The sequence below is a fragment of the Stenotrophomonas maltophilia group sp. RNC7 genome (assembly GCF_030910085.1).
In the GTDB taxonomy this organism is placed as follows: domain Bacteria; phylum Pseudomonadota; class Gammaproteobacteria; order Xanthomonadales; family Xanthomonadaceae; genus Stenotrophomonas; species Stenotrophomonas sepilia.
Genome location: NZ_JAVFVN010000156.1, coordinates 1 through 12,234, shown reverse-complemented (window position 1 = coordinate 12,234; position 12,234 = coordinate 1). Strand labels below are relative to the sequence as shown.

The following is a 12,234-nucleotide window of genomic DNA, read 5'->3' as shown; positions in this document are numbered from 1 at the left end:
CAATGGACTGGGTAGCACTTGCCCGTACGCTGGCCACCGAGGCCCACGCGGGGCAGATCGACAAGGCCGGCCAGCCTTATATCGGCCATGTGGCGCGGGTGGCGGCCGCCGTGCGCGGCGACGATGCCGCCGAAGTGGTGGCCTGGCTGCATGACGTGGCCGAGGACTGCCCGGCGTTTGCCGCGCGGATCGAGGTATTTCCGGCGCCGCTGCGCGAGGCGGTGCAACTGCTCAACCGCGATGCAGCTCCTGACGCGGACAGCTACTACGCGCGCATTGCCGCCCACCCGCTGGCATTGAAAGTGAAGCGCGCCGATCTGGATGACAACGCCGATCCACAGCGGCTGGCGATGCTGGACGGGACCACGGCAGGGCGCCTTCGCGACAAATACGCTCATGCCCGGGCGGCGCTGGGCATCTGAGCCGGCCGCGAGGCGGCGCGGAGGGCCGGCGTGTCACCGATCAAACGCTGATTTACCCTGAGTGCTGCTGCTCCTGTTGCAGTGCAGCAGTACAATGGACGGCTCCCCCGCCCCATCGCGCCCCCGCATGAGCCCCAACTCTTCCCTGGCTGCGCGGCTGACGCCCCGCCAGCGCACCCTGATCATCCTCGCCCTGTCGCTGGGTGGATTTGCCATCGGCACCAGCGAATTCGCCAGCATGGGGCTGATGCTGGAGATCAGCCGCGGCCTGTCGATTTCCGAAACCCAGGTCGGGCACCTGATCAGCGCCTACGCCATCGGCGTGGTGGTCGGTGCCCCGATCCTCGCCTTCGTGGGTGCCAGCTTCCCGCGCCGCAAGCTGCTGTTGGCGCTGATGGGCTTCTACGCGATCGGCAACCTGGCCAGCGCGCTGGCACCGAATTACGGCACGATGCTGGTGGCACGCTTCGTCGCCGGCCTGCCGCATGGCGCCTACTTCGGCGTTGCGATGCTGGTGGCCGCTGCGATCAGCCCTGCCGGCCAGCGCGGCCAGGCGATGTCGCGGGTGCTGCTGGGCCTGTCGATCGCGATCCTGGTCGGCAATCCGTTGACCACCTGGCTGGGCCAGCAGTTGAGCTGGCGCACCGCCTTTGCCCTGGTCAGCGTGCTGGCCATTGCCACGGTGGCGATGATCGCGCGCTTCCTGCTGCCGGACCCGGACGAAGTGCGTACCTCGCCGATGCGCGAACTGCGCGCCTTCAACACATCCCAGGTGTGGCTGGCGCTGGCGATCGGTGCGGTCGGCTTCGCCGGCATGTTCTGCGTGTTCACCTACCTCGCGCCCACCCTCGTGCAGGTCACCGGCGTGGCCGAATCGTGGATGCCGCTGGCAGTGGGCGTGTTCGGCATCGGCGCGATCATCGGCAACATCGCCGGTGGCTGGCTGGTGGACAAGTTCCATTTCAAGGCCGCCGCCGTGGTGCTGCTGTGGTCGATCGTGATGCTGCTGCTGTATCCGCTGGCCGCACAGTCGGTGTGGACCATCGGCCCGATGATCATCACGGTCGGCACCATGGGCGCGCTGGCAGCGGTACTGCAGACGCGCCTGATGGATGTGGCCGGCGAAGCGCAGACGCTGGCGGCCGCCTCCAATCATGCCGCCTTCAATACCGCCAACGCACTCGGCCCGTGGCTGGGCGGCATGGCGATCAGCGCCGGCTTCAGCCCGGCCAGTACCGGCTATGTCGGTGCGGCCACCGCGATCGGCGGCCTGCTGCTGTGGTGCGCGGCGGTGATGCTGGACAGGAAGCGCAAGACCGTCGCCGCCGGCAACCACTGAAGAACGGGCGTCCAACCACCGGATTCACAGGTCGACCAGTCGACTGCGCGGGCTTCGTCGCGCATCTGGCGCGCGATGAACACATTTCGTGGATGTGCATTTCGGCACAGTGCAGCCGACGCCGCATTCTCGGCCTGCACCGGACCCGCAATGCACCACCACCGCGCACCTGCCCGCCACGATGCCATCGCCTTGCAGGCCGGCATGCTGGGCAGCGTGTTGGGGGTGGCGTTGTCCAAGGCCATTGCCTTGTCTGCGATGGCAGTCGATTCGATGATGGGGATCGGGCTGTGGGTGATGGCCTGCGCGCTGCTGGCAGCGTGGGCGCTCGCAGCCTATCTGGCCAGCCTGGCACTGAGCCGTCGTGTGTTCGTGCTGATGGTGGCGCTGTGCATGGTGCTGATGATCTGCATCGCCTGACCCAGCAGGGGCCGGACTATTGCGCATTTGTTACAGAATAACAAGTGCAATGGGTCCGATTGTGCATGCCCGGCGTCACGGATTTGAATTCCATGGCCATCCTGGCATTACCCGAGGCCATCTCATGACTCTGCAGTCTTCATTCCGCGCCACCCTCACTGCCATCGCCCTGGCGTCGCTCAGCGCCTGCGCCACCTATGACGACAGCGCCATGCATCCGGCCTGCCAGGAGTCACCCCATCTGAAGGATCTGCCGCGCGAGGTCGCTGCCCGCGAGAGCCGTTGCAACAAGGGTGTGGAAGTGTGGTCGAGCGAGCGCGGCGGCAGTGACAAGCCGCTGGACCTGAGCGGAAAGAAAAAGGATCTCTGAAAAGGAGCGCTGCCGGTTGCCGCGGCTGTCTTGATCATGCCCATGCACCTGGCTGACTGGCCCATCACAACCGGCGCGCGACGATGAGGTCTCCCCACCCTGTCGAGATTCAGATGCCGGACACTGCCCACCCTGTCATTCGCGCGTTCGAGGCCGTGTTCGATCTGTCAGGGGGCGTGCAGCGCATCACCGCGCTCACGGTCACCTGCCGGCATTGCACATCGACCAGCTCGGCCAGTGAGGACAATCTGGTGCACTTGCCAGGTGGAGCATTGTTCCGCTGCGACGGGTGCGGCTGCCATCAGCCGGTCAGCCATGCCCGGCTGTCGGACTGGCAACCGGCGTCGTTGCTGGGTATTTGAGGACCGCGACGTGGCAATGACTGCGGAACAGCGGAAAATACTCCAGGCCATCGCCGCTGCAGAACCGGTGCGCGGTGATGCCGCCACGTGGGCGGTGACCGCCGGGTGGGCGGTACAGGCAGAGGACGGGGATATCGATCTCACCGAGGCTGGCCGGGATGCGCTCACCGCGCAGGCAGGTCGTGAGGGCTAGACCCGCCGCTCAGGCCAGCGTCGCCTCCCTTCGCGCTGCGCCGCGATAGCGGCAACCTGCGGAACAATGGGTGCATCCCTGCCACGTCGACGGCGAAGTGGCGAGGCCTTTCATGTCGGCGGTGTGCAGAGCGTCATGACATGCGCTCGGCTATGCTGCGCCACCTTCCTGCGCCAATGGCGGCCATGCATCCTTTTCCCCTGCCAGTCTCTGCACCTGATCAGCTCGCCTACCGACTGCTGCAGGACAGTGACTGGGCCCGCTCGGCCACTGCCGCAAGCGCACCCGCCGAACTTCGCACGTTGCTGGCGATGATCCTGGATTCGCCAGAACCGCTGTGGCTTGCCTGGGGCAAGGAAGACAAGGCGTTCTTCTTCAATGATGCCTACCTGCCCATGCTGGGTGAAAAACTGCACGGCGCGATGGGCAATCGCCTGGAGGATGTCTGGGCGGACGTATGGCCAGACGTGGTGCAGGCCGTCAACGATGCCTTCGCCGGCACCAGCCGCAGCTTCAAGAATCTCCCGTTGATGATGGATCGCGACGGCACGCTGCGTGAAACATTCTGGACGTTCTCCTATTCGCCGCTGCGCGTCGGCTGCGGCAGTGTGGCCGGCATCCTGTGCGTGGTCAGCGAACAGACCGAACGGGTGATCGAGCGCGACCTGCACAGCCGCCAGGTCGCGGCGATCACCGAGCAGGCGCGGGAGGCCCATCTGGAACTGGTGCGCGCCCGCGAGCAGCTGCGGCAATCGCAGAAGCTGGAGGCGATCGGCCAGCTCACCGGCGGGGTGGCCCACGACTTCAACAACCTGCTGCAGGTCATCACGGGTTCGGTAGACATGCTCCTGCACACGTGGCCCGCAGACGACACCCGGCGCCGCTACATCCAGGCCATTGCAACAGCGTCGGACCGCGCCACCAAGCTGACCGCGCAACTGCTTGCATTCTCGCGTCGCCAGAGTCTGTCGCCGGAGGTCTTCGACCTCTGCGAAAGCGTGCACGCGCTCTCGGATATCATCACCACGGTACTCGGCGCGCGCATCCAGGTGTCGTTGGCATTGCCCGATACACCGATGCCGGTACTGCTGGACCGGACCCAGCTGGACACTGCATTGATCAACATCGCGGTCAATGCCCGCGATGCAATCAACGGACACGGCCGGGTGACCATCGAAGTGGAACGGGTCACCGCGGTGCCTTCGGTGCGCTTCGCCGCGCCGATGAAGGGCGACTTTGCCGCAATCAGTGTGACCGACACCGGAGCGGGCATCGACCCTGCGGTGGTTGACCGCATTTTCGAGCCCTTCTTCACCACCAAGAGCGTGGGCGCCGGGACCGGGCTCGGTCTCAGCCAGGTATTCGGCTTCGTCAAGCAGTCAGAAGGCGAGGTGGATGTGCAGAGCCAGGCCGGCGCCGGTACCCGCTTTACGCTGTATCTGCCGCTGGCGCAGGCAGGAGAAACGACTGAACGGCCGGCGGCGCAATCGGGGCTGCAGCATGGTCATGGCGTCTGCGTGCTGGTGGTGGAAGACAACGTCGACGTGGCCGAATTTGCGGTGGGCGCCCTGCGCGAACTCGACTACAGCGTGGTCCTTGCACGCAATGCGGACGAGGCCCTGGCCGAGCTGGAACGGGATGCCTCGCGCTTCCATCTGGTGTTCAGCGACGTGGTAATGCCGGGCATGAACGGCCTGGATCTGGCCCGTGCCATCCGCGCCCGCTTTCCGGAGCTTCCGGTGATCCTCACCAGCGGCTACAGCGAATTGCTGGCGCGGGATCCTGGCCATGGCTTCACCCTGCTGCGCAAGCCGTACTCATTGAAGCAGCTGGCCTCGGTGATGACCGAGACCGCGCGCCGCGCGCTGGCTGTGATGGCATCGCCCTAGCCGGTCGCTCACCACGGCAAACCGAACCAGCGTTCCAGCGAAGACTCCAGCCCCGACGCATCGCCGCCGACATCGCAGGCCCAAGCGACGATACCGTCAGGGCGGACCAGCACCGCGCCCAGTCCCATCGCATCGCGCGCCGTGGATATCACGCAGGGAACCGAGCGTTGCCAGCGCGCAAAGATCGGGCCGAGTGAAACGCCGGTATCGAGCCCCAGCAGCACGCCCTTCCCTGCGCGCAGCAGCTCCCCCATGCGATCGCCATTGGCCAGCTGGACGTCAGGCACGCTTTGGCCAACCCACGGATGCTCGCCGTCGAACACCGCTGGTTGTGCCACGCCCCACAGCCGCTCAGCGAGATAGGTGGCACCGTCGCGGGTCGCGGCCAGGTCGGCGAAGACCGCCGCCAGCGCGCGCTGCCCTGGGCCTGGTCGCATCAACGCCACCTGCGCACGCGACCAGTCGAGCACCCGGGCGCCGATCGGATGACGCTCAGCCTGATAGCTGTCCAGCAGCGTCTCGGCGGCGTCGCCTCGCGCCACGGCGGCCAGCTTCCACCCCAGGTTCATCGCATCGCCGATGCCGAGATTCAGGCCCTGACCTCCCAGCGGCGAATGCATGTGCGCCGCATCACCAGCCAACAGCACGCGGCCGCTGCGATAGGCCGTGGCCTGGCGCGCGGCATCGGTCCATGTGGTGGCCAAATGCAACGCGGTGATCGTTGCCTGCCGCCCGGACATGCTGGTGGCTCTGGCCGGCACCCCGTATACCGACCCGGGCCCGCGTCCATAGTGCATCCGGGGGATAGGTCCCGAAGCACTGCAAATGCTAATCTTTCTCATTTGCAGCCAAGCCTCGTCCCTCATGCCCCTTCCGACCCCGCTCAAGCACGCCCTCTGCCTGGCGCTGCCCCTTGCTCTGGCTACACCTGCACTGGCTTCCGAGGCCTCCACTGACGCCCCGCGGGACCTGGACAAAGTGGAAGTCCGCGGCCGCGCGCAGACCCTGTACCGCGCCAACGATGCAGCCGTCGGCACCCGCACCGATACTCCGCTGGAGCGCGTACCGCAGTCGATCCAGGTCGTGCCACGCGAGCTGATCGACGACCAGGCGGCGCGCCAGGTCACCGATCTGTACCGCAGCATCAGCGGCATCAGCTTCTTCAGCTATGCCGGCGTCACCCTGCGCGGGTTCCGCCAGGAGAACGTGCTCTACGACGGCCTGCGCGGTGATCCCTATGCAGGCTTCTCGGTGCCGCAGCTGTTCAACATCGAACGCGTGGAAGTGCTGAAGGGCCCGGCCGGTGCGCTGTACGGCGGTGGTGATGCGGGCGGCATCATCAACTATGTAACGCGCAAGCCCAAGGCGCGCGCCGAACGCCGCATCGAGCTGCAGGCAGGTGACAAGGACTTCCGCGCCGGATCGATCGAAGGCACCGGCCCGCTGAATGCCAGCGGCAGCATCCGCTATCGCGCCGGCCTGTATGCCGACAGCGAGCAGGGCGTGCGCTGGAACGCCGACAGCGAAAGCGTGATCGGCGATGCATCGCTGGCCTTCGACGTTGGCCAGACCGGCGAACTGGTGCTGCAGTTCACCGACATCGCCCAGAACCTGGGCGGCAACCGGCTGCGCGGTGTGCCAGTGAACGATGCCGGCAGCTTCCTGATCGACAGGCGATGGAACCACAACGAGGCCAGCGACTTCCTCGACATGCGCGCCAGGGTCGCACTGGCGCAGTACCGCTTCGCACCGCTCGATACGCTGGACGTGGACATTGCTGCGCGCTGGTTCAGCAACAACGAGCACCAGATGTACCACGAGCCGATGGGGCTGATTGATCGTGACCGCGACGGGGTGGCCGAATGGATGACGCGCCAGCTGCGCAACCAGATCCGCGACAACGAGGCCTTCACCGCCAGCGGCAATGCCGTCTGGCGGATCAACACCGGCCGTATCGAACACAAGGTGCTGTTCGGCGCCGACGTGTATCAGCTCGACGCCGACTTCACGGCGCAGACCGCCAACAGTGCCGACCTGGCACGCGGCGCCGGCCCGGTGCGCGGCATCGACCTGTTCAACCCGGTCTATGGCGCGAGCACCTGGCATGACTACAACCTGGCCGCCCTGCCCTGGCGCAGCACCGCCACCCGCAGCAAGCGCTACGGCGGCTATCTTCAGGACGAGCTGGCGCTGGGCACGCGCTGGCACGTGCTGGCCGGACTGCGCTGGGATGGCTTCAAGGATGAGGACCGCATGGGCGGCAGCAGCGTGGATGGCAACGCGCTCAGCTGGCGTCTGGGCAGTACCTTTACCGTCCGGGACGGCGTGAACCTGTACGCCAACATCGCCAGCGGCTTCGTGCCGCAGAGTGCCACCAACCAGAACCCGGCGGCCGGCGGACCGTTCGACGCGGAGCGCAGCAGGCAATGGGAAGTCGGCCTGAAGTCCCTGCTGGCCGACCGTGTGACCCTGAACATGGCGGCCTACCGCATCGACCGCAGCAACATCGTGCAGGCCACCGGCGAGGTGGTCGGCGGGGTAAACCAACTCGCTGCACTGGGCCTGGTACGCAGCACGGGCATGGAACTGGACCTGCTGGCCGACGTGACCGAGCGCTGGGTGGTGAACCTGACCTACGCCTACAACGACGCACGGGTAAAGGACGCCGGACCGAACGGCATCACCAATGCCTCCGGCGACCGCTTCGCGAATGCGCCACGCAACAAGCTCGGCCTGTGGACGCGCTACGACCTGCCTTCGATCAACTCGGCCATCGGCTTCGGCGCCGACCACGTGGGCGAGCGTGTCAGCCTGGATGGGCAGACGGTCAAGGCTTACACGGTATTCGACATGAGCTGGAAGACCACGTGGAAGCAGTGGCAGTTCCAGGCCAACGTCAAGAATCTGTTCGACAAGGTGTACGCAGCCAGTGGCTTCATCGAACGCAACGGGCATTTCCCGGGCGAGCCGCGGCGGGTGTATGTGCAGGCGGCATACAGCTTCTGACGCAGGGCTGCGAACCATGATGACAGGGGGAGGTGGCTGCCTACCTCCACCGCACTTTCGTATCGCGAGCGTGACAGTGACGGAGATCGCCAAGGAACGATAGCCTGTGACGGAGCGCATCTTGCAGCACCGAGGGTCTCGTACGCTTGAGTGATTCAGCCACTACTGCTGACACAGCAGGTTCTGGATCTCCTAACGGATCCGGCCAGGCGCCCGTGCCAGACGCATGATCCCGTCCGGTGGAATGACGGTGCCATCGTCCATCACGATAAGCATGTCAGAGACTTCGCCCTCGTGCCCTTGCTTCGCAGTGGTCACCAGGATGTTCAATGGATCCGTCCGGATATCGTAGCCGCCACCGATGTGCTTCAAGGTTCCGATCTGGTACCAGTCAATTTCCATGGCCAGCTCTTGGATTCAGGCCTTTCATGGTGCCATGCGCCTGGCGCTTGGGCGAGCTGAGATAGACGGCATCTGGATGCGCCCTGCCCGCGCAGGAAAGACCCCATGCAACGTCAAGGCCCCTTATCATGCGGGCTTAGGGGCTCTACATGCCCGATTGACGTTTGCAAGGCAGTACCTGGATGTCTATGGAATGGCGCCCCTCGGGCTGGGGCCAACGTGTGACACGCTCGCCACACTGGCGGTTGCGGCTGGATGGCGAATGCATCGAGCTGAACACCGCAGGCCAACAGTACCGGCAGCGCGTGGATGACGATCACAGCGTGCAGGTCATTCCAGGGTTTTTCTGGGCCAGCGTTTCATTGCAGACCGACAGCGGTTCCGTGTCCGTGGGCGGCCTGCCCAACGGGCAAGCGTCCCAGCTTGCAGGGGCTGTGCGGGGCCTGCTCTTCGCGCGCAGCACGCGCGGGCGCAAGGATCTGTTCGAGAAGATCCTCGAACAGATCCAAGCCTGGTTGAGCGCGGCGGACGCACTGACTGATCGAGGTCACGCCAGCCGACGCTGGATCACCCATGAGCAGCAGCAGGCGTTGCTGGCTGATCGGCCTGCCCTGCCGCTCTCCCCGGATGAGCTGGAGAGTCTGTTCCTCGATGCGAGCGTGCACGGCGACCTGCGCTCCAGCCGCCATCTGGCCGCGCTTGAGGCACTGAATGACTGGCACCTGGATTGGCCCGCCATCTGGGCCGACGCCAACGCGACCATGGCAACGCGTGAGCAGGTGCTGGCCAAGGACTTCCTCGACCGGGTCGAGAGCAAGCCCCTGACCGAGGAACAGGCCCGCGCCGTCTTCTGCTTCGACAACCGCGTGCAGGTCGTGGCCGCGGCCGGCTCCGGCAAGACCTCCACGATGGTCGCCAAGGCGGCCTATGCCATCGACCGCGGCTTCGTCGAACCCGAGCGGATCGTGATGCTCGCCTTCAACAAGGACGCTGCCAACGAGCTGGAGGAACGCGCGCGACGATGCTTCGACCGGCTCGGCATGGGCGACATCGTGGTCGAGGCGCGGACCTTCCACGCCCTGGGCCTGGCCATCATCGCCAAGGCCACGGGACGCAAGCCTGATATCCCGGAATGGGCGATCGACGCCACGCTGGGCTTCAACAAGCTGGCCGAACTGGTGGACGACCTGAAGGACCGTTCGACCCACTTCCGCACCCAGTGGGACATGTTCCGCCTTGTGTTCGGACGCGATCTGCCGCCGTTGGGTGCCGACATGATGGCCGATGGTTACGACCGCGATGGCACGCCCTACATCCGCACCCTGCAGGGTGAGCGGGTGAAGAGCCAGGAAGAGTGCGTGATCGCTGACTGGCTGTTCTACAACGGCGTGACCTACGACTACGAACGGCGCTACGAATTCGATACGGCGACCGACACCTATCGCCAGTATCGCCCTGATTTCTATTATCCGGACGCCGGGCTGTATCACGAGCACTTTGCGTTGGATGCCGGTGGCCAGCCGCCGAAGCATTTCGCCAACTACGCAGAAGGCATGCACTGGAAGCGCGAGCAGCATGCGGCGCGTGGCACGGCTCTTGTCGAGACCACCTCGTATGGCCTGCGCAGCGGAGACGCCCTGCGCCATCTGGCCGAGAGGCTGGACGACTACAACGTCGAGCTCGACCCGAACCCGGACCGCGAACTGCCCGACCAGGGCGCCAAACCAATGCCGGATGCAGACCTGATCGGCCTGATGCGCACCTTCATTGCGCATGCCAAGAGCAACTGCCTGACGCTGGATGACATGGCCGCACGCCTGCGGCAGATGCCCGAAGACCAGTTCAAGGAACGCTACCGGCGCTTCCTGGAAATCGCCGGGCCGGTTTTCCAGGCCTGGGACAACGCACTGGCGGACGAACGTGGCATCGACTTCGAGGACATGCTCAACATGGCCGCCGGGCTGCTGGAACAGGGCCACTATGAATCACCCTACGATCTGGTGATGGCCGACGAATTCCAGGATGCCTCGCGCGCCCGTGCGCGCCTCTGCCGTGCGCTGGTCAGCCAACCGGGCCGCTATCTGTTTGCGGTGGGCGATGACTGGCAGTCGATCAACCGCTTCGCTGGCGCCGACGTTTCGGTGATGACCGGATTCCGCGAATGGATGGGGCATGGCCAGGTGCTGAAACTGGAGCAGACGTTCCGCTGCCCGCAAGCACTGTGTGATGTTTCCAGCCGCTTCATCAGCCGCAATCCGGTGCAGATCACCAAGGAAGTTCGCTCTGCTGCGCCGGCAATGGGACCTGTGCTGCAGGCGTTCCAGATGAACCGGCGTGAGGAGGTGCAGGATGGTGTTCGCCAATACCTTGCGACGCTGCACCAGCAACTGCTGTCAGGTGCAGTGCCGCAGGGCCGCAACGGGCGCGTGACTGTATTCATTCTGGGGCGGTATCGCGCGGACCGCAGCGCGATGCCTTTGGATTGGAAGACGGCCTTTGGCAGCACGATGGAGGTCGAGTTCCTGACCACCCATCGATCGAAGGGGCGCGAGGCGGACTACGTGATCCTGCCGGGCATGATCAACCGCAGCTTCCCGAGCCTGCGCGCGGATGACCCGGTGCTTTCGCTGGCGATGCCGGATGGGGATGCCTATCCGCTGAGCGAAGAACGGCGCCTGTTCTATGTCGCGCAGACGCGTGCGCGACGTTCGGTTGCGATGTTCACCCTGCAGGGCAAGCACTCGCCATTCCTGGATGAGCTGGTGAAGGACGGCGCCGTGGAAGTGACCGCGATTTCAGGCGCGGCCATCCACGAAGAGCGCTGCCCGGTGTGCAAGGTGGGCGTGTTCGTGGACCGCAATGGGCCACATGGGCCTTTCCGGTCGTGCTCGAGTTATCCGTTGTGCCATAACAAGCCGAAGGGCGGGCGTCGTGGGTGAGCGTATTCTCTGCGCTTTCCTGGCGATGTGCGCACTGCCCTCACCGTCACCGTGAGCTTCGCCCAGGCGGAGATCGACTACTCACTCCGGCTGCTAGACTTTGCCGACATTCAAATGGACGACCCCATGGAACGGTGGTATCTGGCAACACTGCTGGCGTTGGTCCTGCACCAGATTGATGCAGCGTTCTGGCACGAGTGGGCCCTGTTCGGCGTTCCTGGCGGCATCCAGGGGTTTCTGGCTTTCAACCTGATCGCTGTGGGCGCCCTGCTGCATGGCTATCGCCAGGTTGTGCTGGCCAAGCCCTCCGCGCGGGCGTATGCCAGCCTGTGCGGGACAGTTGGCGCCGGCACCGCCATGATTCATGTGGGCTTCGCCGCGGCCGGTCGTGACGAGTTCCTGCTTCCGCTCTCCATCGCAACGCTGGCGGCCTGCCTCGTGGCCGGCGTCGGGCTCCTCATGCAAGGCCGCCGTGCTACCCCGGCTCGCGTGCAGATCGATGGCGTGGACTGACGAGACGAAAAAGCCCCTGAATCCAGGGGCTCTTTGAATCAACTGGCGGAGAGAGTGGGATTCGAACCCACGGAAGGTTTGACCCTTCGCCGGTTTTCAAGACCGGTGCCTTAAACCGCTCGGCCATCTCTCCAATCGGGTCCCGGTCGCCCGGGCAGCGGCGTATTCTCGCACGTGAAGGGCGTTTGCCCAAGACCACCTTGCCCCTGCCCTCCGCATCCGGCACGGTGGGGACCTTTGATCTGGCCCCCCGTCAGCGGACGCCAAGAAGCGATACTTTGATCGCACTTGGAGGTCCCTTATGTCCCGTATCACCCGTCGTAGCTACACCGATGAGTTCAAGCACCAAGCCGTGGAGTTGGCCGAGTCGCTCGGACCT

11 protein-coding genes, 1 tRNA gene and 1 pseudogene are annotated in these 12,234 nt (G+C 65.2%); 10 read left to right on the top strand and 3 right to left on the bottom strand.

Features of this window, described 5'->3' with window-relative positions:
- The first annotated feature begins 2 nt into the window (after positions 1 to 2).
- From RCF13_RS01920 to RCF13_RS01890, 7 genes are all read left to right on the top strand, one after another.
- Entirely contained in the window at positions 3 to 422 is a 420-nt protein-coding gene (locus tag RCF13_RS01920) for an HD domain-containing protein (RefSeq protein ID WP_134968023.1), read from the top strand.
- Between the two features lie 127 nt (positions 423 to 549).
- The gene (locus tag RCF13_RS01915; protein ID WP_061478904.1) at positions 550 to 1,761 is read left to right on the top strand and encodes an MFS transporter; all 1,212 of its coding nucleotides are present in this window, start codon (positions 550 to 552) and stop codon (positions 1,759 to 1,761) included.
- Between the two features lie 150 nt (positions 1,762 to 1,911).
- Positions 1,912 to 2,181 carry a hypothetical protein gene (locus RCF13_RS01910; protein ID WP_308140780.1) on the top strand — a complete coding sequence of 90 codons (270 nt, stop codon included), beginning with the start codon at positions 1,912 to 1,914 and terminating at the stop codon, positions 2,179 to 2,181.
- Positions 2,182 to 2,305: 124 nt separating this feature from the next.
- The gene (locus RCF13_RS01905) at positions 2,306 to 2,551 is read left to right on the top strand and encodes a hypothetical protein (protein ID WP_061478906.1); all 246 of its coding nucleotides are present in this window, start codon (positions 2,306 to 2,308) and stop codon (positions 2,549 to 2,551) included.
- A 113-nt stretch (positions 2,552 to 2,664) separates the two neighbouring features.
- Complete coding sequence (locus RCF13_RS01900; RefSeq protein ID WP_005417258.1) at positions 2,665 to 2,913, top strand: hypothetical protein; 249 nt, start codon at positions 2,665 to 2,667, stop codon at positions 2,911 to 2,913.
- A 10-nt stretch (positions 2,914 to 2,923) separates the two neighbouring features.
- Positions 2,924 to 3,106: a hypothetical protein gene (locus tag RCF13_RS01895; RefSeq protein ID WP_134968024.1), complete on the top strand. Its 183-nt coding sequence runs from the start codon at positions 2,924 to 2,926 to the stop codon at positions 3,104 to 3,106.
- 185 nt (positions 3,107 to 3,291) lie between these two features.
- Positions 3,292 to 4,995, top strand: coding sequence for a PAS domain-containing sensor histidine kinase (locus RCF13_RS01890; protein ID WP_134968025.1), 1,704 nt, complete (start codon positions 3,292 to 3,294; stop codon positions 4,993 to 4,995).
- 8 nt (positions 4,996 to 5,003) lie between these two features.
- Here RCF13_RS01890 and RCF13_RS01885 read toward each other — a convergent pair.
- Positions 5,004 to 5,735 (bottom strand): annotated as a pseudogene (locus tag RCF13_RS01885) (FAD-dependent monooxygenase); the annotation flags it as partial.
- A gap of 124 nt (positions 5,736 to 5,859) precedes the next feature.
- On the opposite strand from RCF13_RS01885, the gene RCF13_RS01880 reads away from it, so the two are divergent.
- Positions 5,860 to 8,001 carry a TonB-dependent receptor gene (locus tag RCF13_RS01880; RefSeq protein ID WP_134968026.1) on the top strand — a complete coding sequence of 714 codons (2,142 nt, stop codon included), beginning with the start codon at positions 5,860 to 5,862 and terminating at the stop codon, positions 7,999 to 8,001.
- A 192-nt stretch (positions 8,002 to 8,193) separates the two neighbouring features.
- On the opposite strand, the gene RCF13_RS01875 is transcribed toward RCF13_RS01880, so the two are convergent.
- Complete coding sequence (locus tag RCF13_RS01875; RefSeq protein WP_061478908.1) at positions 8,194 to 8,403, bottom strand: hypothetical protein; 210 nt, start codon at positions 8,401 to 8,403, stop codon at positions 8,194 to 8,196.
- Between the two features lie 188 nt (positions 8,404 to 8,591).
- Between RCF13_RS01875 and RCF13_RS01870 the strand changes: the two genes are divergently transcribed.
- Together RCF13_RS01870 and RCF13_RS01865 are read left to right on the top strand one after the other, a co-directional pair.
- A complete protein-coding gene (locus RCF13_RS01870) occupies positions 8,592 to 11,342 on the top strand; it encodes a UvrD-helicase domain-containing protein (RefSeq protein WP_134968030.1) in 2,751 nt (916 codons plus the stop codon).
- 27 nt (positions 11,343 to 11,369) lie between these two features.
- Entirely contained in the window at positions 11,370 to 11,855 is a 486-nt protein-coding gene (locus tag RCF13_RS01865) for a DUF6713 family protein (RefSeq protein WP_229298463.1), read from the top strand.
- 43 nt (positions 11,856 to 11,898) lie between these two features.
- On the opposite strand, the gene RCF13_RS01860 is transcribed toward RCF13_RS01865, so the two are convergent.
- Positions 11,899 to 11,988 (bottom strand) — tRNA-Ser (locus RCF13_RS01860).
- Positions 11,989 to 12,234: the final 246 nt, after the last annotated feature.